Source organism: Mesorhizobium sp. ESP7-2 (assembly GCF_020164715.1).
Lineage (GTDB): Bacteria > Pseudomonadota > Alphaproteobacteria > Rhizobiales > Rhizobiaceae > Mesorhizobium.
This window is the reverse complement of sequence record NZ_JAIUGQ010000011.1, coordinates 114,424-132,123: the sequence shown is the minus strand read 5'-3', so window position 1 is coordinate 132,123 and position 17,700 is coordinate 114,424. Positions and strand designations below refer to the sequence as shown.

Sequence of the window (17,700 nt, the reverse complement as noted above, 5' to 3'; positions counted from 1 at the left end):
CTGCCGGTGTCAGGGACGTCGGGCACCCGCCTCGACCTTGAAGTCAGCTGAATCGCCGGGCAAAAACCGCGGCGGCAGCGGCCACGATCTCCGCATTGTCCCTAGCCACCGAACCGCGCAAAGCCGTCGCGCCGTCACTCCTGACACGACGGCGCCGCCGTCACCCGTGCCTCTTCACGGCACTCGCGGCATTTGAATAAAAGGCGCCTGTGGATATTTACCCAGCGTTGCGCCAGGCCGGCCAAGATAACATTAGGGCGGGATCATGGAGGGACCATTGACCAGCGATTTTTCAGCCGCCCGTCTCCATCTCGAACGCGCCTACCATTATCTTCGCGGCAATGACGAGACGAGCCGTTCGACATGCGAGGCCCTCGACCTGTTGATCGAGATGGTGGCGGAAGCACAGCACAGGAAGCCGGAACCCGGGCTGCTGGAATTTCCGCGAGCGGCGGCGCGCCGGCACGGTTGAACAAAACGCGCCGTGTTCAACGGATTCAGGCCGCGCGCATCAAGTCTTCATCTTCTTCACGCATGTCGCTTTGGAGCGACATGCATTTTGTCTGTCAGGACGCTCTGCGTCTCGATGCGTCGTCGGCCATTGGTGCCGCGCGCGCCACGATCCGCTCCAGCGGTTCGGGCCGGTGCAGCAGGAAGCCCTGGCCGAACTCGACGCCGATGTCGCCCAGCATGGCCACCGTGTCCTGCCGTTCGATCTTCTCGGCCACGACGGCGCAGCCGAGGCTGCGGGCGATGCTGGTGATGGCCAGCACGATCTCGCGGTCGAAGCGGCTTTCCGTGATATGCTCGATGAAGGAGCCGTCGATCTTGATGGCATCGACCGGAAAGCGCCTGAGATATTCAAACGAACTCATGCCGGCGCCGAAATCGTCTAGGCTGACCCTGCAGCGCCGCTCGCGCGCCTTGCGCACGAAGGTTTCGGCGGCATCGAAATTGGTGACGGCGGCGGTTTCGGTGATCTCGAAGCCGATGCCCGAATGCGGCGCCCCGGTTTCCTCGATGATGCTGTCGACGAAGTCCCACAGCCCAGGATCGCTCAGCGTCTGTGCCGACAGGTTGAAGCCGAGCGTGATCACGCCGGATTTCATCGCCGCGCTATGCTGCGACAGCGCGGTGCGGATGATCCAGCGGTCGAGCCGGGCGGCAATGCCGAAGCGCTCCGCCGCCGGTATGAACTCGCCGGGCGAGATCAGCCGGCCGCCCTTCCCGGCAAGCCGCGCCAGCACCTCGACATGGCGGTTCTCTTCCCAGGGCCTGCCCAGCCGGTGGATCTCCTGGCCGAACAGTTTCAGCCTGCCGTCATCCATGGCGTCCACCGTGTCGGCGGCGAGCCGTGCCGCGTTGAGGCCGCCCGAACCCGAGATGTCATCGGTCGAAAACAGCGCGAAGCGATCGCGCCCGGCGGCTTTGGCCGCGTAGCAGGCATCGTCGGCACAGGCCAGCGCGTCGGCAACCGTGGTGACACGGTCGCGGACAATGGCGATGCCGATGCTGGCCGCCAGTCGGCGCGACGTCGCGGCAAGGCCGAGATCGGCGTCGCGCACGGCCGCCAGGATGGCGCAGGCCAGCCGCTCGGCTTGCACGGTGTCGCAACCGGGCACCATCAGCGCGAACTCGTCGCCGCCGAGCCGCGCCGCATGCGCCGACGGCGGCAGGCAACGGCCAATACCCGCCGCGACGCTCTTCAGCGCCAGATCGCCCGCGGCATGGCCGGCGAAATCGTTGAGTGCCTTGAAGTAGTCGAGGTCGATGTAGAACACCGCAAGCGTCACGCCGGTGGCGATGTGGTCGGCGAGCAGCCTGTCGAAGGCGGCGCGGTTCCACAGTCCGGTCAATGCGTCGTGGCGGGCGGCGAAGGCAAGCTCCTGCTCGCGCAGCTTGTCCTCGGTGATGTCGCGCACCGTGCCGAGGACTTGACCGGCGGCACCGGCGGCGGCGATGAGACGCAGCAGCGATTCGACATGGCGGATCTGGCCGTCGCGCTTGATAATGCGGTACTGCGAGACGATGACGCCGTCGGTTTCCAACGGCACCCTGTGGGCGCGTTCGGCGGCGTCCTTGTCGTCGGGATGCAGGTAGCTGTGCCAGAGATCGGCCGTCACCTCGTCGGTCACCGCCACGAGGCCGAATATCTCCCTTGTGCGCGCGTCCCAATAGCTCTTTTTGGTGGCGATGTCGTAGTGCCAGATGCCACTGCCGCTGGCGGCGAGCGCCAGGCGAAACCGGATATTGACCTGTTCGAGCGCGGCTTCGGCGGCCTTCTGCTTCGAGATGTCGGTCTGCACGCCCATCAGCCTGAGCGGCTTGCCGTCGGCGTCGCGCTCGACGATGCCGCCGCGGTCGAGCACCCATATCCAATGGCCCTGCTTGTGCTTGAGCCTGAGTTCGGTCTCGATGGCGTCGGTCAGCCCGGCAATGTGGCGGTCGCCGCTGGCCAGCGCCCGTTCCCGGTCGTCGGGATGGGTCAGTTGCAGCCACAGGTCGCTGGCATTGGCAAGTTCGCCCTCCTCGTAACCCAGCATCCGGGCCCAGGTCGCCGAATAGAAGCAGTCGCCGGTGCTGAGATCCCAATCCCAGACGCCAAGATCGGCGCTCTCCAGGGCCTTGGCCCAGAACGCTCCGTTGCGACTTTTCTTGCCCTGATCCGCCATCGTCCGTTTCGCCTGCCCCACCCCGCCGGCAATCTGCGGCAAAACCAGAGAAGAAACAGTTACCGGGGCAGCGAAGGGGCGGAGTGTCTACTCTCCCGGCGGCAATCGTGACTGCAGCCTTTCGATTGGCGGACAAGAACCGGAGTTTTGCGCGCCTCGAACGATCCTAGGAATGCCCGAGGTCACCAGCCAGTCCGGTGATCCCAACGCAAACGAGAAGAGGATCCTCCCATGACCAAGCAGGAAGACAACAAGGCCGTCGTCGTCAAATGGTTCACCGACTTCTGGGGTGAAACCTGCGATCTCTCCGTTGTCGACGCCATCGCCGCGCCCGACATGCTGCTGAAATATTCGCTGCACGAGCCGCGCCGCGGCCGCGACGACATCAAGGCCTTCATGACCGATTTCCGTGCCGCCTTCCCCGATCTCAACTTCTGGGCGACGGCGGACCTCATTGCCGAGGGCGATTACGTCGTTGGCCAGTGGGAAGGTGGCGGCACGCATACCGGGCTGGCCTTCGGCGATTTCCTCGCCGGCTCGCTGCCCGCCGCCACCGGCCGCACCATGCGCTTCACCGGCACCACGGTGCTGAAGGTGATCGACGGCAGGATCGTCGAGGAAATCGGCCTCGACGACGGCGTCACCGCCCTCACCCAGCTCGGCCTGATCAAGGCCGCCTGAGAAACTTCGCGCAATATCGAGGCTTCGGCCAGGCGGATTGGTGCCGCCTGGCCGTGCCGGTTACTGGGTTGGCGCCATCGCGTGCTCGCATGACACTTTGGGGTTCATGTCGGCGAACGTGCCGGTTGGGTTGCCTTTCCAGGCCCAGACATGCAGCTCGTAGAATTCACCCAGGCCATAGCGGTTGGGCGCGCTGTTGAAGTTGAACAGCTGCCCTTCGAGGGAGACCGGCCCCTTCGAGGTGATGTACTCGACCGCCACCAGCTTCAGCGTGCCGTCGGCCATCGGCTCGTACATCACCGCTTCGGGACGGGCGATGTCTACCTTGTCGACCTTCAGATACCCGCCATTGACATAGTGGATGCCCATGGCGCCGCCGGTGATGCCGCTGGCGCAGGGAATAGGCGCATAGCCTTCCGCCGTCGCGGCATTGACGTCGAGAAACCGGCTGTTGGCTGCCCGCACCTTCTCGGCCAGCGGACTGGCATCCGGCGCGCCCGCTGGCGCCTCCTGATGTGCCTGTGCGAAGGTCGTGCAGACGACCAGCATGGCCCCCGCCATGAGAAGCCCGTTGCGAAAGTTCGATTTCATATCCATTCCGTTCCTGTTGAAAAAGCACGGCTGGCCGGCCGCCGACAATACGGCGGCGCGACAGGCAAGCGCCGTGGCTGTTGTTGCGTGGAGATCCCGAAAACCCGGCGAATGCCGGTCATCCCTTCGGCAGATACGGGATCGTTCCGGCCAGATCGGTGTCGTCGATCAGCTGGAAACGGCTGTCGCTGCCGTCCTGGCGGGCCGAAACGAAAGGCGCATAGGCCGGATCGTTGGTGAAGGCGCGCGCCGCGGCTTCCGACGGGAAAGCCATCAGGGCGATCAGCGTCGTGTCGAGCGGCTTGCCTTCGAGCGTCTTCACATTGCCGCTGCGCGACAGATATTTGCCGCCATGCTTGTGGACGAGGTCGTGCACCGAGGCGGCATAGGCCGGGACCCATTTCGGATCCTTCATCTTGATGTCGGCGATAACGTAAGCAGTCATTGTGGTCTCCTGGTTGCGCGCACAGGGGTATCCCGTGCACCGGCCAAAGGGCTCGCATGGCAGGACCCACGCCAGCCAGTCCGCGATCTGTACTGGGCCGGTACAGTTTCTGTACTCGCCGCTTCAATCATGAAGGACTAATGTTCTCCCAAGGTTCGAGGGAGAGGCACAAGTCATGACCCAGCACGGATACAAGCAGTTCTGCCCGCTATCGATGGCCGCCGAGGTGCTGTGCACCCGCTGGACGATGGTGCTGATGCGCGAGCTCGTGGCGGGTTCGACCCGCTTCAACGACCTGCGCCGCGGCGTGCCCAAAATGTCGCCGACCCTTCTGTCGCAACGGCTGAAGGAGCTTGAACTGGCGGGGATCGTCGAGCGCAAGGAGGTCCAGGGAGAAAAAGGGATCTTCGACTACCGGCTGACCGAGGCCGGCTGCGATCTGCGCCCAGTCGTCGAGGCGATGGGGTTCTGGGGCCAGAAATGGGTCGAATCCCGCCTGTCCCTCAAGAACCTCGATCCGTCGCTGCTGATGTGGGACATGCGGCGCAACCTGAACCCCTCGCCGCTGCCGGAAGGACGCACGGTGATACAATTTTTGTATCAGGAACTCCCCGCCTCCAAACGCTCATGGTGGCTGATCGTCGAAAAGCACGGGGAAGTCGACCTGTGCTGGTACGATCCGGGCTTCGACGTCGACCTCTATGTCTCGACCGACCTGCACACGATGACGGCGATCTGGATGGGAGTGCTCACCGTCGAGAAGGCCGGCGCGAAGGTCACCCTGACCGGCGATCAGGCCATCGGCAGGAAGATGCAGGCCTGGCTCGGGCTCAGCCCGTTCGCGGTGGAACCCAAACGCGCGGCGTAGGAGCCAGTGCTGTCGTCAAGCGCGTGAAGAAGGCCTATTCGGTTGCCCGAGGCGATGATCCGATCACCTCGGCCGAAGCCTTTCGCGACAGGGTTGAACTATCGCATGTGCGAATGAATGGGTTCACCGGGATCGTGCCTGAATCGGGTAGTGCTTATCCTCGTAAGCCTCGATCAGGGTTGCGAGAACGTCGAAGCGATCGCCGTCGGGAGAGCCGATCTCCGGCTCATGCTCGAAGTATTTGGTGATTTCGGCGATCGCCCAATCGTAGTCGGCCTCGGTCTTAATGGGTCGAATGTCTTCCATCACACCTTCTCCGGATCAATCTTGTCATACTTTGCCGGAATTGGGGGGAAATTGGCTGTATCGCGGTTTGAAATCAGATCGTTGGCCAAAGCGCCCATTCAAGGCATCTCCTCTAGGTCGCTATGTAGTGCACCCGGCTACCGCTGGCGTAGACGGTGAAACACTTGTTGCCCAAGCGGTCGCTTTTGACAGTGAGCGAGGTGGTCGGGGAGCGTTTCGTGGCAATGGGGTCGTGACGGGTGGCAGATGGCTAGCAGCCAGCCGTCCGAGAAGCAGAACTAATTGCCCTTCCGCCAGGGACTTCTCCGGGATGGAATCCTCCCATCGGTCGGGTGTCCCGTGGCGTGGCGTACAATCTTCCAAACTCGCGCCATATCTCCCACCCATGCTTTCCGCTAAGCATCCAGCACTTTCGTCTATGCGGGCAAACCGGAATAGACGCCTTAGATATTTCGATTTCAAACTGCGACACTACTGGAAATTGTACAGCATTCCGATCGCCCCGCCTTAACGCCACGAACATCGAACAAGCTTCCCTTCCTGACACTTGTCAGGAAACGGGTGGCGAGGCCCGGCTTTTGGCGGCTTCAACGCGCTTATGTTCATCACCCTGGCCAAACATCTGCAACCCGCGCCGCTGCCGGCGGCCGACGATCCGCGCTGGGCGCGCATCGTCGCGCGCGACAAGTCGGCCGATGGCGCATTCTGGTATTCGGTGGCGACGACCGGTGTCTATTGCCGGCCGTCCTGTCCGTCGCGGCGCGCCAACCCCGCCAATGTCCAGTTGCACGACACTTTACAACAGGCGAAGGCGACCGGCTTTCGCCCATGCCGGCGATGCAATCCGGACGGCCCTTCGCTCGAGGCCGCCAATGCCGCGATGGTCGCCGATGCCTGCCGCAGGATCGAGCAGAGCGAGGTGGAACCCTCGCTCGCCGAACTGGCTGATGCCGCCGGCCGCAGCCCCGGCTATTTCCATCGCGTTTTCAAGGCGGTCACCGGGCTGACGCCGAAAGATTACGCGGCGGCCCGGCGTGCCGCCCGGGTCCGCCAGGGCCTGGAAGACGGCGTCAGCGTGACATCGGCGATCTACGATGCGGGCTTCAATTCGAGCGGGCGTTTCTACGAAAAATCGACCGGCATGCTCGGTATGACGCCGACGCGCTATCGCGCCGGCGGCGCCAACGAGGAGATCCGCTTCGCCGTTGGCGAAACCTCGCTCGGCACCATTCTCGTCGCCTCGAGCCGCAACGGCGTCGCCTCGATCCTGCTCGGCCAGGATCCCGACACGCTGGTGCGCGACCTGCAGGACCGTTTCCCCAAGGCGCGGCTGGTCGGCGGCGACAGCGACTACGAGGCGCTCGTCGCCCGCGTCGTCGGCTTCGTCGAGGCGCCGGCGCTCGGTCTCGACCTGCCGCTCGACCTACGCGGCACCGCGTTCCAGCAGCGCGTCTGGCAGGCCTTGCGGGGCATCCCGGCTGGCCGCACCGTCTCCTATGCCGAGATCGCCCAGCGTATTGGCGCGCCGAAGGCGACCCGCGCCATCGCCGCCGCCTGCGCCGCCAATCCCCTTGCGGTCGCCATCCCCTGCCACCGCGTGATCAGGAAGGACGGCGCCCTGTCGGGCTATGCCTGGGGCGCGGAGCGCAAACGCGCGCTGCTCGACCGCGAGGCCGGCGCGCCGGTGAAGGCAACCGACAGTGCCTGCCGGCCCTCGCGGGCCTGACGAGGACCCGGCAATGCGCGCGATGGCCAGGTCTTCCTCCACCGGTGCGAACAGCCAGATCGCCAACGGCGAGGCCGTCAACCGAGAGGACGCGAAGGCACTGGTGATGGATGCCATGGGAGAGCTGGTCGAGGATGGCCAGGCCGAATGGGGCCGCACCGCGACCGGCGAGTTCGAGCTGCGGTTGATGTCGGGTGAAGTGTTCGTGCTCGGCGAGGTGTCCGTCCGGCGTGTTGCGTAAATACACTCAGCACATACCCCGGCTCCCACCAGGCCCAGCGCCCGACATTTCAATTTGAAAGCAAGCACCGGAGTGAGGAACATCCGGCACATGGCTAGGGTTCAGGCACAACAAGGAGTGAAGGCAATGAACCACATGCAAGCCCATATGCCGGCGACAGCCGCCAGCGCCGCCCTCAACACCATCACCTATGCCGTCGGCCAATCCGCCCTTGGAGCCATCCTCGTGGCGCGCAGCCCCATCGGCGTCTGCGCCATCCTGATCGGCTCCGACGCCAATGCGCTGGACCTGGACCTCGCCGACCGCTTCCCCGGCAAAGTGCTGCTCGAAGACGAGCCTGGCTTGCGCGACGATCTCGCGGCGATAGCGCGCTTCATCGAAACGCCCAGCGCCGGTCTCGACCTGCCGCTCGACATGCGCCACGGCACGCCCTTCCAGCAGCGCGTGTGGGAGGCGCTGCGCACCATCCCGTGCGGCGCCACCACCACCTACACCGCCCTTGCCAGGCGCCTCGGCATGCCGGACGGCGCCCGCGCCGTGGCGACGGCCTGTGCCGCCAACGCCATCGCGCTCGGCATTCCCTGTCACCGCATGCTGCGCGCCGACGGCTCGCTGTCCGGCTACCGCTGGGGGATCGAACGCAAGCGCGCCTTGCTGGAAAGGGAGGCTGCGATATGAACGCCGACGCCAGGGTTGCACCATCGCTGGTCGAAGCCGCCGAGAGGCGCATCGCCGTCTACGACTGGCCGGCGCTCGCCGCCGAGCTCGACGGCTTCGGCTGCGCGGTGATGGAAAAGCTGCTCTCACCGCAAGAGTGCCGGCAGCTCGCCGGCCTCTACCCCCAGGAGCAGCATTTCCGCAGCCACGTCCACATGGCCAGGCACGGCTTCGGCAAGGGCGAATACCGTTATTTCCGCTATCCCTTGCCCGACCTCATCGGCGGCCTGCGCGGCGCGCTGTATCCGAGGCTTGCCGAGGTCGCCAACCGGTGGAACGAGCGCATGGGGATCGCCATGCGCTACCCCGGCACGCATGCCGCGTTTCTCGAACAATGCCATGCCGCCGGCCAGGCCAGGCCGACGCCGCTCTTGCTTCAATATGTACCTGGCGACTTCAACTGCCTGCACCAGGACCTCTACGGCGACCTCGCCTTCCCGCTGCAGGTGGCGATCCTGCTTTCAGAGCCCGGCGAGGATTTCACCGGCGGCGAATTCGCGCTGACCGAACAGCGGCCGCGCATGCAGAGCCGGGTCGAGGTGGTGCCGCTACGCCAGGGCGATGCGGTGGCTTTCGCCGTCCACAACCGGCCGGTGCAGGGAACGAAAGGCAATTATCGCGTCAATCTGCGCCACGGCGTCAGCCGCCTGCGCTCGGGCATGCGCCATACCGTCGGCATCATCTTTCATGATGCGAAGTAAGGTGCGAGCAGGAGTCCTCGCCGGCCTCGGCGGGTCATTTCGCCGGAGCGCAATTGCCGACATCCCGCGTGTTGGGCTTGCCAGCCTTCAAATCCGAAAGCTGGGGTATGGCATCGTCATGTCCCCCGGCATGGCTTTCGTAGACCTTGCGATTCAGTGGGACCTGCGCGCCTGCGGAGGTAAACCCAATCATCTTGGTGCTGCCCACATAGGCCATCCCCACGTGCATTTTGCAGAAGAACTTCTTCTCGCCACTGGAAACGAACCAGCCCAGACTACCCGAGGCACCTCGCGTCAGCTTGCTGGTCTTGTAGCCCGTGCTTTGCAGGTTGGAGTAAGATTCGGCGTTGGACGGAAAACCCGACCCCAGAAGAAACAAAGCCGCTGAAGCAGCCCCCATCCAATACGGCAATCTCCCGATGGCCATGCGCGCCGCTCCCTGTTTAGTCCGCGTCTATCCTGCTCCGAATACGGCCACGTTGCGCCTTTGGTGTCAAACCTCACATGGATGTTTTCGGAAGGTCTTCGACGCCCAGCTTCCTTATCCGTCGGCGGCCACCATCTCCAGGATCCAGGGACACGCATAATAATCGGCAATGCTTTTGATGACGCCGCCATCGGCACGGATTCGAACCAGATATGCCTGCCGCCAGGCCTCGCCATATTGCCTGTCGACAAGCAGCACCATCTCCCCTTCGAACACGCCCGGCCGCATGCGCCAGGGCAGCTCGCTGCGCTCATATTCGACGAAGTAGGGCGAAGCCGAGAGCAGGCCGTTGTAGCAATCCGAGACCCGCAGCCTGGCGTCGGCGCTGGTCAGCGCCCGTACGCCGTCCCAGTCCCTGGCGTTGAAGAGCGCGACATAGCGATCCAGCAGCCGCCCCAGTTCAGGATCGTGTGGCGGCGCCGCGACCAGTTGCGCGGGCAAGGCGGCGAGCTTGGCGCGGCCGCGATTGAGCGCCGACTTGACGCCGCCTGGTGTCGAGCCGACCAGGTCGGCGATCTCCTCCAGCGAATGGTCGAAGACATGCTTGAGCAGCACGCAGGCGCGTTCCTTCGGCGGCAGATGCACGACCAGCCGCTCGATGGCGCGGCCGGCGCCCGGGCCGGCCGGCTCCACCGGCAGCACGATGTCGTCGCCAGCATAGAAGGCTTCGGCCGCGTGCCGCGTGCGGCGGTTGCGTATGAAATCGATGCACCTGTTATGCGCGATGCGAAACAGCCACGGCCGCAGCGCCTGCGCATCGTCGAGCAGCTCGATCTTGCGATACGCCTCGAACAGCGCTTCCTGCATGATATCCTCGCCATCTAGCGCCGAGCCGGTCATGCGCGCGCAGTAGCGATGCAGCCTGGCGCGCAGATGCGAAACCGTCTCCAGGAAGGCGGCGTAGCGCAGGTCGAACACACGGTCGGGCTCCGGCCAGGCCCGCATGCCTTGTGTCGTGTCGGGAGATTTGCGGATCTGCTGGTTCATCGCGGCACATAGGTCAGGGTCACCACGCCATTTGCGAAGCGATTGATGTCGACCAGTTCGAGATCGACCGGTCCGACATCGTCGAAGGCGTGCTTGCCGTGCCCGACCCATGTCGGCACGATCGACAGATGATACTCGTCCACCAGCCCTGCGGAAAGCAAGGTGCGGTCGAGCTGCGACACGCCATATTTCAGGATGTCGCCGCCCGGCTGGCGCTTCAGTGCCGCGAGCGCCTCGGCGACGTCGCCTTCGATGAGCGCGGCATTCCACGACACCGTCTCCAGCGTCGTCGAAGCGACCAGCTTCTTCAGGCCGTTGATGCGGTCCATGTACGGCCCCTTGATCTCGGGCCAGCGCGCGAAGAACATCTCGTAGGTGACGCGGCCAAGCAGGAAGAACTCGACGTTCGAAAGCGCCTGCAAGGCATGGTCCACATTCTCTCCGACGAAGAAAGGCGAGGCCTAGGTCATCGGCCCCTCGACGACGCCATCCAGTGAGACGAAACTCGACACGATCAGCCGCCGCACGCTCACGCCGCCTTTTCGCTGGTCTTTTCACCGGCAGCCGGCAGTCCCATTCTCGGCCGTACCCAGGCGGCGAAGCGGGCAATGGCATCGTCGGCCTCCGGCGCCCGCCCCGCCATCATCTGGAAGGAATGCAGCATGCCGTCAAAGACATCGAGCCGCGTCTCGACGCCCGCCTGCCTCGCCCGCTCGGCGAACATGAGGCTTTCGTCGACCAGCGTCTCATCGGCTCCAGCCTGCAGGAAGACGGGTGGAAAACCGGAGAGATCGGCGTAAAGCGGGCTGACCTCGGGATCGCGCCGATCGGCATTGCCGATGAATTTGGCCGCCAGCCAGTCGACGGCTTCCTTGGCAAAGGCCGGATCCTTTTCACGGTTGGTCTCGTAGCTGGCAGCGGTCATCGCCATGTCGAACCAGCCGGAGATGATCAGCGCGGCGACCGGCAGCGGCCGTCCCTGCGCACGCAGCCGCTGCAGGACGCCATAGGTCAGCACCGCGCCGCAGGAGTCGCCGGCGATCACGACACGTCCGGGGTCGAAGCCCTGGTCGGCGAGCCAGTTCCAGGCCGACATCGCCGCCTTGAGCTGGGCCGGGTGCTTGGCCTGATGCGCCAGCGGATAGTCGTAGAGCAGCGCCCGGCAGCCCACGGCCTTGGCGAGATGGCCGACCATCTTGCGGTGGGTGTAGATCGAGCCGCCGATGAAGCCGCCGCCATGCGCATAAAGCAGCACCCGCTGCTCGTCGGCGCCTTTGGGCACGACCCACATCGCCGCCACGCCGCCGGCATCGACCTCGATATAGTCGACGCCGCGCGGCTCGCCGGTCAGCGCCGTCCAGTGGATATCGTTGTGGTCGATGATCGCCTGCGGGCTGGTCAGCTTGCCCGCATTGGCCGCGATCGCGGCGTAATGGTTCCTGTTTGCCTCGCTCTCGATGCTCGCCATGATATTCTCCCGGGGTTGCGGGTCGCGGAAGGCGCGACCTTCGGAAGGCAGAGACGTACGGGCAGGCAAAAAGGATACGTGGCGGTGGGCGCTTTTTTGCGGACGCGCTTTAGCCTCCGCCAAATATGGCAGCATGCCGCCGGGCGAATTCAACGAACGGCGTCGGCCGCACGCCGAACATCTCATGCGTCGCCAGATGCACGCGCGATTTCGGCCGCCGCAGCCGCTCGGCCAGTTGCTCGTCCAGCGCATCGGCGAAGGTGAGAGAAATGCCGCTGGCCAGCAGATTGCGCCGGCGCTCCTGCGGGCTGATATCGACATAGCGGACCGGCTTGCCGATCGCCTGCGAAATCCGCGCCGCGATGTCGCTCATGGTCAGCGCCTCAGGTCCGGTCATGTCAAGGCTCTCGCCTTCGTGGCCACTGTCGCGCAGCAGACGGACGGCGACCTTGGCGATGTCCTCGACATCGACCGGCGACAGCTCGGTGTCACCAAGCGCCAGATGGAAGGCGCCTTCGGCGGCAATGGTCGGCGCGTCGCGCAAATAGACCTGCATGAACTGGCTGGGGCGAAGGTGGGTCCACGCCATTCCGGCGGCTTCGAGATAGCGCTCGATGTCCTCATGCATGCGCGTGAAGCGGAACTTCGTCGCGTCATAGCCGATGTTGGATTCGGCACCGGAAAACTTCACCACATGCGCGACGCCGGCCTGCCTGCAGGCGTCGATGAAACGGCACTGCGTCTCGACCATGTCTTGCGCCGCGGTCGAAATCATCAGCACGCGATCGATGCCGTCGAGTGCCGCGCCAAGCGTCTCCGCCTGGTTCATATCGCCCTCGACCAGTTCGACGCCGGCCAGTCCGCCGAGCCCTGCCGCCGATGCCCGGTCCAGATCGCGAACCAGCGCCCTCACTTGATGCTTCTGCCGCGCGAACTCGCGCACGATTGCCTTGCCGTTCAGGCCGGTGGCGCCTGTCACCAGGATCATGGTCTGTCTCTCCATTCAGCGTTGATGCGGCCGCCCTTCAGACGACCGCACCTTGAAGACGAAGAGAAGCGGGCAAAGGATTCCGGCCAAACGGCTTTTTATCGGCGCGAGGCTATGCGCCGATCAGCCTGCCGGCGCGTAGCGGCTGACCACCATGCCGCAGGCATAGGCCTTCGAACCGAGCAGCCGCAGGTTTCGGAACCCGCCCTGGTCAAAGATGCGGCGGCCCGCGCCCAGCACGGCAGGATTGACGAACAGCTGCAACTCGTCGACCAGCCCTGCCGCGATCAGCGCCGAGGCGAAGCTGGCGCCGCCGAAGACGGCCATGTCGCCGCCCTCGCCCGCCTTCAATGCGTTGACCTCGCGCGACAGGTCGCCGCTTACCACCGTCGTACGCTCCCATCGCGAGGCCTCGAGCCTGTCGCTCGGCACCACCTTGCGCGCCTCGACGACACGCCGGGCGAAGGCATAGAACGGATCGGCCGGATATTTCCTCGCCGCATTGCCCCAATGGGTGAGATAGCCCTCCTCGGCCATCTTGCGGCTGAGCAGGATGGTGTCGATGCCGGCGAACACGGCGTTGAAATCGCGCTTCAGTTCGGCGTCCCAGCCATTGTCGTCGCCCCATTCCCAGAGTTGCCATGGGTGGTCAGCATCGGCGCCGACGAAACCGTCGACCGACATCTGCATCTGCAGGATGAGCTTCTTCATCAGGTTGTCCTCGTCAGGTTTGGCCGGAAACGATTTACTTTCGGAACCATTTGACCCGCGCGAAAAATGATGTCAATAGTAAAGTGATTTAAAAATGGAACCATAGGGAATGTCGACGCGCGAAAGATCCGGTTGCCCGATCAACCTGTCGCTGGAACTGCTCGGCGACCGCTGGACGCTGCTCATCATCCGCGACCTGATCTTCGCCGGCAAAAGGCATTTTCGCGAGTTCCTGCAATCCGATGAAGGCATCTCCTCGCGCACATTGGCGGAGCGGCTGCAGACACTGCAGGATGAAGGCATCATCACCCGCAGCGGCGACCCGAGCCACGGGTTGAAGGCAATCTACCGGCTGACCGAGGCCGGCATCGACCTCTTGCCGGTGCTGGCCACGCTCGGCGCCTGGGGCAGCAAGCACCGCAAGGCCGATGACAAGCGGGCCCGCATCGCCGACGAACTGGCGGCCGGCGGTGAGCCGGCGCTGGAGCGAATGAAGGCAACGCTGCGGGCGGAGCATATTGTCTAGGCTCCGCCTCGCCTGTGGGCAAGGGACGAGCCCTCGGCGCTTCGCATTGACAAAGATCCGCATTTGTTCTCTATATGTTCTTATCTATCAGCAATCGCGGATGAGCGGAACAGGATGGAAACGACGGCCACCATCCTGCATGCCGATCTCGACGCCTTCTATGCCTCGGTCGAGCAGTTGCTGGACCCGGCATTGCGCGGCAAGCCGATCGCGGTTGGCGGCGGCGTGGTGCTCGCTGCCTCCTATGAGGCCCGTGCCTTCGGCGTGCGCGGCGGCATGCCGGGGCGCAAGGCGCGCGAGCTTTGCCCGCAATTGACCTTCGTCGGCGGTAATTTCAGCCACTACCAGCGGCTGGGCGATGCGGCGATCAAGGTGCTCGACGATTTCACGCCGGTGGTCGAGCGCATCTCCATCGACGAGGCCTTTGCCGATGTCGCCGGCTGCACTCATCTGTTCGGCTCCCCCCGGGAGATCGCGACGGCGATCCGCCGCCGTGTGCGGGCAGAACTCGGTCTGCCGATCTCGATCGGCGTGGCGCGCACCAAGCATCTGGCCAAGATCGCCTCGCAGGTCGCCAAGCCCGACGGGCTGGTGGTGGTCGACCCCGGTACCGAGCTTGCCTTCCTGCACGACTTGCCGGTCTCGCTGATGTGGGGCGTCGGACCGGCAACCAGGGCGCGGCTGGCCGAGATCGGCGTCGAGACCATCGGCGAACTGGCCCGAACGCACAGCGGCGCGCTGACGCGGCTGCTTGGCCCCGCAGCCGGCGAAAAGCTCGCGGCCCTGTCGTGGAACCGCGATCCGCGCAAGCTGGAGACGAAGCGCCGGGCGCACTCGGCCGGCGCGCAGTCGGCGCTCGGGCAAAAACCGGCCGTTGCGCGGGTGATCGTGCCGACACTGCTGCATCTGGCCGACCGCGTCGCCAGCCGGCTGCGCGCCAGGAACCGCCCCGGCCGCACGGTGACGGTGCGCGTGCGCTTTGCCGATCTCAGCGCCGTTACGCGCTCGATCACGCTGGAGCAGCCGATCTCGGCGACCATCATGCTGGCCGAGATCGCGGGGGATTTGGTGCGCGGCGTGCTCGTCGATCATCCACGGGAGAAGACGATCTCGCTACTGGCGATCTCGGTCTCGCATCTGGAGGAGAGCGTCGAGCTGCAGCTTGACCTGCCGCTCGGCCTCGCCGACGAGAAGCGCCGCCCGGGCAGCCAAAAAGGGCTCGCCCGTTTCGGCGCCGACCGCGCCATCGACAAGATCCGCGAGCGCTTCGGCAAGCAGGCGGTCGGCTACGGCACGGTGGCGCTGGAGGCGGCGCGCTCGGTGCCCGATGAATTCAGGGAGTTGGCGGAAAAGGAACTGTGAGCGGAGGAGCCTCAGCCCCTCGCCGCTACTTTCCGGTTCAACGTCCGGAGCTAACCGGCGCGGCGGTCACGGCGGACAGCAATTCGCGCTTCACCAGCACCGGCTTTTGATAGATTTTCTTCACGGCAATTCCCCAAGCCCGAGCGGCTGGTGCAGTAACATCCAGCAGGCATGGCTTGTCAAGAACGCGAAATTGGGTAGCAGGTCAGTTTGCAGATCGCGGACATCGTTGCAATGATCGAAGCTATGTATGTCGCCCGGAAGTGTTTTCGGTTCCGGGACAACGACATGCATAAAATCAGAAGCTTACAGCAGATCGGGCGAATCCTATCCGCCGCGACATGCTGTAAGGAGCGGAGACGCTGATCGTTAGCGGGTCTTATAAGGAGAGCTGCCGCGTGACTGTCCTTGACAAGGCAAAGCAGTGGGCGAGGGCCATCAAGCGCGATGTGGTGGCCTTGTGGCTGGCCGCCCGCGACCCTCGCGTTCCCTGGTACGCCAAAGTTGCCGCCGGGGCAGTCGCCGCCTACGCGCTCAGTCCTATCGATCTGATACCCGATTTCATTCCCATACTTGGATATTTGGACGATCTGATCATCGTACCACTCGGCATCCTGCTTGCGGTGAAGTTGATCCCCGCCGATCTGATGGCGGAGTTTCGCGCGGAGGCCATTCGCCGATCCAAACCGACCAGCCGCGGCGGTCTCGCATTCATCGTCGGAATTTGGGTTCTGACGGCCGCCGCGCTCATCTGGTTATTCTGGCCAGGGCGCTCGGCCTAGATTTTATCGCTCGACCGCCCGCGGACCACAAACGATGTTGGTGACCTGTCGAAAGACCCACCTCAAAGCCGCGCGGTGCCGAAAACCCGATCCCAGAATATCGACGTCACGCCGAAATTGGCGTTGTCGTCGAGATGGTGGTGCACCGCGTGGCGGCGCTTGAGCGTATAGAGATAGCTCGGATGGGTCGGATGCCAGTGATGGATCATGTGGTGGACGCTGACGTACCAGAGATAGCCCAGCATCAACCCGCAGCTCACCGCGCTGGCGGTCGCGAAATCCGACACCATCCAGACAGGCAGGAACGCCACCAGAGCATGCACGCCCAGGCTGAGCCAGGTGGGCGTGCCCACCGGACTGCGCTCCTCGACATGGTGACGGTCATGCAGGTCCCGGATCCAGGGGACGTGGTGCAGCACGAACCGGTGCAGGACGTATTCGATCAGCGTCCACAGGCCAAGGCACATCAGCGCCGTGCCGATCCAGTCCGGCGCGCTTTCCTCTCCGACCTCGATCAACCCGGCCACGCCCAATATGGCAATCACCAGGGGATAGACCACGAAGTCGCTGTAGTAGCCGATCAGACCCAGCTGCATTCGGACGCCTCACCTGACTTTCGACGCCGCCCCAAAAACGATGCTATCAGATTGCCGGACTCGCGCATGAGGTGCAATGCAGATGCGACTGACATAGCGTCGCAATTTCCCGGTGCAAGGGCGGAAATGATCGACGCGGGATCGGCCGGCTTCGCACCTCTGCCGCAAACGGACATGCAAACATGGCAAAACGCAGCGCGGGCCTGCTGATCCATCGCCGTAGCGGGGGTGACATCCAGGTGCTGCTGGTGCATCCCGGCGGCCCGTTCTGGGCGAAGAAGGACGATGGCGCCTGGTCGATCCCGAAGGGCCTTGTCGACGAGGGTGAGGACCAACTGGCGGCGGCACGACGCGAGACCGAGGAAGAGCTCGGCGTGAAGGTCGAAGGCCCCTTCTCGCGCCTTGGCGACTACCGGCAACCGGGCGGAAAGACTGTCACCGCCTGGTCCGTCGAGGCCGACATCGATGTGGCCGCCATCAGGAGCAACATTTTCACCATGGAATGGCCGCCGCGATCCGGAAGGATGAAGGAATTCCCGGAGGTCGACAGAGCCGGCTGGTTCACATTGGCTGAAGCCGAGGTGAAGATGCTTGCGGGGCAACGCCCGATGGTGGTGGACTTGGCGGAACGGCTGGGGGCGGCATGATGCGGTCGCGATAAGCTGCCAACCACCCCTACAGCATGTCGCGGCGAATAGGATTCGCCCGACCTGCTGTAAGCTTCTGATTTTATGCATGTCGTTGTCCCGAAACCGAGGACACTTCCGGGCGACATGCATTAGGAGCGGGGAGATTGGCTGTCGTTCCTCAAACGTCGTCGTCGTCCACGCCGCATCCCAGTGCGC

The 17,700-nt window shown here is 64.4% G+C and carries 22 protein-coding genes; 11 read left to right on the top strand and 11 right to left on the bottom strand.

The annotated features are described in order from the left end of the window. The first annotated feature begins 277 nt into the window (after nt 1-277). Entirely contained in the window at nt 278-472 is a 195-nt protein-coding gene (locus LB543_RS13630; RefSeq protein ID WP_181178825.1) for a hypothetical protein, read from the top strand. A 94-nt stretch (nt 473-566) separates the two neighbouring features. Here the strand turns inward: LB543_RS13630 and LB543_RS13625 are convergent, their stop codons facing one another. After that, nucleotides 567-2,672, bottom strand: coding sequence for an EAL domain-containing protein (locus LB543_RS13625; RefSeq protein WP_224614460.1), 2,106 nt, complete (start codon nt 2,670-2,672; stop codon nt 567-569). Between the two features lie 231 nt (nt 2,673-2,903). Here LB543_RS13625 and LB543_RS13620 point away from each other — a divergent pair, with 231 nt between their 5' ends. Then, a complete protein-coding gene (locus LB543_RS13620; protein WP_224593180.1) occupies nt 2,904-3,353 on the top strand; it encodes an ester cyclase in 450 nt (149 codons plus the stop codon). 60 nt (nt 3,354-3,413) lie between these two features. On the opposite strand, the gene LB543_RS13615 is transcribed toward LB543_RS13620, so the two are convergent. Both LB543_RS13615 and LB543_RS13610 read right to left on the bottom strand, forming a co-directional pair. Next, nucleotides 3,414-3,950 (bottom strand): hypothetical protein, encoded by a 537-nt coding sequence (locus LB543_RS13615; RefSeq protein ID WP_224614459.1) that lies wholly within the window; start codon nt 3,948-3,950, stop codon nt 3,414-3,416. A gap of 112 nt (nt 3,951-4,062) precedes the next feature. Further along, nucleotides 4,063-4,389: a DUF1330 domain-containing protein gene (locus LB543_RS13610; protein ID WP_140509541.1), complete on the bottom strand. Its 327-nt coding sequence runs from the start codon at nt 4,387-4,389 to the stop codon at nt 4,063-4,065. Nucleotides 4,390-4,564: 175 nt separating this feature from the next. Between LB543_RS13610 and LB543_RS13605 the strand changes: the two genes are divergently transcribed. After that, nucleotides 4,565-5,257 carry a winged helix-turn-helix transcriptional regulator gene (locus LB543_RS13605; RefSeq protein WP_224614458.1) on the top strand — a complete coding sequence of 231 codons (693 nt, stop codon included), beginning with the start codon at nt 4,565-4,567 and terminating at the stop codon, nt 5,255-5,257. Nucleotides 5,258-5,380: 123 nt separating this feature from the next. Here LB543_RS13605 and LB543_RS13600 read toward each other — a convergent pair whose 3' ends face one another. Beyond that, the gene (locus LB543_RS13600; RefSeq protein WP_224614457.1) at nt 5,381-5,563 is read right to left on the bottom strand and encodes a type II toxin-antitoxin system HigA family antitoxin; all 183 of its coding nucleotides are present in this window, start codon (nt 5,561-5,563) and stop codon (nt 5,381-5,383) included. A gap of 598 nt (nt 5,564-6,161) precedes the next feature. Here LB543_RS13600 and ada point away from each other — a divergent pair. The 4 genes from ada to LB543_RS13580 all read left to right on the top strand — a co-directional run bounded on the left by ada (nt 6,162) and on the right by LB543_RS13580 (nt 8,948). Then, nucleotides 6,162-7,289 carry a bifunctional DNA-binding transcriptional regulator/O6-methylguanine-DNA methyltransferase Ada gene (ada, locus tag LB543_RS13595; protein ID WP_224614456.1) on the top strand — a complete coding sequence of 376 codons (1,128 nt, stop codon included), beginning with the start codon at nt 6,162-6,164 and terminating at the stop codon, nt 7,287-7,289. 13 nt (nt 7,290-7,302) lie between these two features. Then, a complete protein-coding gene (locus LB543_RS13590) occupies nt 7,303-7,530 on the top strand; it encodes a hypothetical protein (protein ID WP_224614455.1) in 228 nt (75 codons plus the stop codon). Nucleotides 7,531-7,656: 126 nt separating this feature from the next. Next, nucleotides 7,657-8,208: a methylated-DNA--[protein]-cysteine S-methyltransferase gene (locus tag LB543_RS13585; protein ID WP_224614454.1), complete on the top strand. Its 552-nt coding sequence runs from the start codon at nt 7,657-7,659 to the stop codon at nt 8,206-8,208. Then, nucleotides 8,205-8,948: a 2OG-Fe(II) oxygenase gene (locus LB543_RS13580; protein ID WP_224614453.1), complete on the top strand. Its 744-nt coding sequence runs from the start codon at nt 8,205-8,207 to the stop codon at nt 8,946-8,948. The genes LB543_RS13585 and LB543_RS13580 overlap by 4 nt, the downstream gene beginning before the upstream one ends. A 34-nt stretch (nt 8,949-8,982) precedes the next feature. On the opposite strand, the gene LB543_RS13575 is transcribed toward LB543_RS13580, so the two are convergent. The 6 genes from LB543_RS13575 to LB543_RS13550 all read right to left on the bottom strand — a co-directional run bounded on the left by LB543_RS13575 (nt 8,983) and on the right by LB543_RS13550 (nt 13,589). Continuing rightward, nucleotides 8,983-9,375 (bottom strand): hypothetical protein, encoded by a 393-nt coding sequence (locus tag LB543_RS13575; protein WP_224614452.1) that lies wholly within the window; start codon nt 9,373-9,375, stop codon nt 8,983-8,985. A 114-nt stretch (nt 9,376-9,489) separates the two neighbouring features. Further along, nucleotides 9,490-10,422 carry a sigma-70 family RNA polymerase sigma factor gene (locus LB543_RS13570; RefSeq protein ID WP_224614451.1) on the bottom strand — a complete coding sequence of 311 codons (933 nt, stop codon included), beginning with the start codon at nt 10,420-10,422 and terminating at the stop codon, nt 9,490-9,492. Beyond that, the gene (locus tag LB543_RS13565; RefSeq protein WP_224614450.1) at nt 10,419-10,856 is read right to left on the bottom strand and encodes a dihydrofolate reductase family protein; all 438 of its coding nucleotides are present in this window, start codon (nt 10,854-10,856) and stop codon (nt 10,419-10,421) included. The genes LB543_RS13570 and LB543_RS13565 overlap by 4 nt, the downstream gene beginning before the upstream one ends. 95 nt (nt 10,857-10,951) lie before the next feature. Further along, the gene (locus LB543_RS13560; RefSeq protein WP_224614449.1) at nt 10,952-11,890 is read right to left on the bottom strand and encodes an alpha/beta hydrolase; all 939 of its coding nucleotides are present in this window, start codon (nt 11,888-11,890) and stop codon (nt 10,952-10,954) included. A gap of 109 nt (nt 11,891-11,999) precedes the next feature. Continuing rightward, the gene (locus tag LB543_RS13555; protein WP_224614448.1) at nt 12,000-12,878 is read right to left on the bottom strand and encodes an SDR family oxidoreductase; all 879 of its coding nucleotides are present in this window, start codon (nt 12,876-12,878) and stop codon (nt 12,000-12,002) included. A 123-nt stretch (nt 12,879-13,001) separates the two neighbouring features. Further along, the gene (locus LB543_RS13550; RefSeq protein WP_224614447.1) at nt 13,002-13,589 is read right to left on the bottom strand and encodes a dihydrofolate reductase family protein; all 588 of its coding nucleotides are present in this window, start codon (nt 13,587-13,589) and stop codon (nt 13,002-13,004) included. A gap of 109 nt (nt 13,590-13,698) precedes the next feature. On the opposite strand from LB543_RS13550, the gene LB543_RS13545 reads away from it, so the two are divergent. From LB543_RS13545 to LB543_RS13535, 3 genes are all read left to right on the top strand, one after another. Beyond that, nucleotides 13,699-14,115: a winged helix-turn-helix transcriptional regulator gene (locus LB543_RS13545; RefSeq protein WP_224614446.1), complete on the top strand. Its 417-nt coding sequence runs from the start codon at nt 13,699-13,701 to the stop codon at nt 14,113-14,115. Between the two features lie 114 nt (nt 14,116-14,229). Then, nucleotides 14,230-15,477, top strand: coding sequence for a DNA polymerase IV (gene dinB / locus LB543_RS13540; RefSeq protein WP_224614445.1), 1,248 nt, complete (start codon nt 14,230-14,232; stop codon nt 15,475-15,477). Between the two features lie 398 nt (nt 15,478-15,875). Continuing rightward, nucleotides 15,876-16,259, top strand: coding sequence for a YkvA family protein (locus tag LB543_RS13535; protein ID WP_140809902.1), 384 nt, complete (start codon nt 15,876-15,878; stop codon nt 16,257-16,259). 62 nt (nt 16,260-16,321) lie between these two features. Here the strand turns inward: LB543_RS13535 and LB543_RS13530 are convergent, their stop codons facing one another. Continuing rightward, a complete protein-coding gene (locus LB543_RS13530) occupies nt 16,322-16,855 on the bottom strand; it encodes a sterol desaturase family protein (RefSeq protein ID WP_224614444.1) in 534 nt (177 codons plus the stop codon). A gap of 182 nt (nt 16,856-17,037) precedes the next feature. Here LB543_RS13530 and LB543_RS13525 point away from each other — a divergent pair, with 182 nt between their 5' ends. Further along, nucleotides 17,038-17,502 (top strand): NUDIX domain-containing protein, encoded by a 465-nt coding sequence (locus LB543_RS13525; protein ID WP_224614443.1) that lies wholly within the window; start codon nt 17,038-17,040, stop codon nt 17,500-17,502. Nucleotides 17,503-17,700 lie beyond the last annotated feature (198 nt).

Excerpts from the sequence above, each read along its gene's own strand:
- LB543_RS13625 (WP_224614460.1), bottom strand. The coding sequence starts at position 2,672 with ATGGCGGATCAGGGCAAGAAAAGTCGCAACGGAGCGTTCTGGGCCAAG.
- LB543_RS13620 (WP_224593180.1), top strand. The coding sequence starts at position 2,904 with ATGACCAAGCAGGAAGACAACAAGGCCGTCGTCGTCAAATGGTTCACC.
- LB543_RS13615 (WP_224614459.1), bottom strand. The coding sequence starts at position 3,950 with ATGGATATGAAATCGAACTTTCGCAACGGGCTTCTCATGGCGGGGGCC.
- LB543_RS13610 (WP_140509541.1), bottom strand. The coding sequence starts at position 4,389 with ATGACTGCTTACGTTATCGCCGACATCAAGATGAAGGATCCGAAATGG.
- LB543_RS13605 (WP_224614458.1), top strand. The coding sequence starts at position 4,565 with ATGACCCAGCACGGATACAAGCAGTTCTGCCCGCTATCGATGGCCGCC.
- LB543_RS13600 (WP_224614457.1), bottom strand. The coding sequence starts at position 5,563 with ATGGAAGACATTCGACCCATTAAGACCGAGGCCGACTACGATTGGGCG.
- ada (WP_224614456.1), top strand. The coding sequence starts at position 6,162 with ATGTTCATCACCCTGGCCAAACATCTGCAACCCGCGCCGCTGCCGGCG.
- LB543_RS13590 (WP_224614455.1), top strand. The coding sequence starts at position 7,303 with ATGCGCGCGATGGCCAGGTCTTCCTCCACCGGTGCGAACAGCCAGATC.
- LB543_RS13585 (WP_224614454.1), top strand. The coding sequence starts at position 7,657 with ATGAACCACATGCAAGCCCATATGCCGGCGACAGCCGCCAGCGCCGCC.
- LB543_RS13580 (WP_224614453.1), top strand. The coding sequence starts at position 8,205 with ATGAACGCCGACGCCAGGGTTGCACCATCGCTGGTCGAAGCCGCCGAG.
- LB543_RS13575 (WP_224614452.1), bottom strand. The coding sequence starts at position 9,375 with ATGGCCATCGGGAGATTGCCGTATTGGATGGGGGCTGCTTCAGCGGCT.
- LB543_RS13570 (WP_224614451.1), bottom strand. The coding sequence starts at position 10,422 with ATGAACCAGCAGATCCGCAAATCTCCCGACACGACACAAGGCATGCGG.
- LB543_RS13560 (WP_224614449.1), bottom strand. The coding sequence starts at position 11,890 with ATGGCGAGCATCGAGAGCGAGGCAAACAGGAACCATTACGCCGCGATC.
- LB543_RS13555 (WP_224614448.1), bottom strand. The coding sequence starts at position 12,878 with ATGATCCTGGTGACAGGCGCCACCGGCCTGAACGGCAAGGCAATCGTG.
- LB543_RS13550 (WP_224614447.1), bottom strand. The coding sequence starts at position 13,589 with ATGAAGAAGCTCATCCTGCAGATGCAGATGTCGGTCGACGGTTTCGTC.
- LB543_RS13545 (WP_224614446.1), top strand. The coding sequence starts at position 13,699 with ATGTCGACGCGCGAAAGATCCGGTTGCCCGATCAACCTGTCGCTGGAA.
- dinB (WP_224614445.1), top strand. The coding sequence starts at position 14,230 with ATGGAAACGACGGCCACCATCCTGCATGCCGATCTCGACGCCTTCTAT.
- LB543_RS13530 (WP_224614444.1), bottom strand. The coding sequence starts at position 16,855 with ATGCAGCTGGGTCTGATCGGCTACTACAGCGACTTCGTGGTCTATCCC.
- LB543_RS13525 (WP_224614443.1), top strand. The coding sequence starts at position 17,038 with ATGGCAAAACGCAGCGCGGGCCTGCTGATCCATCGCCGTAGCGGGGGT.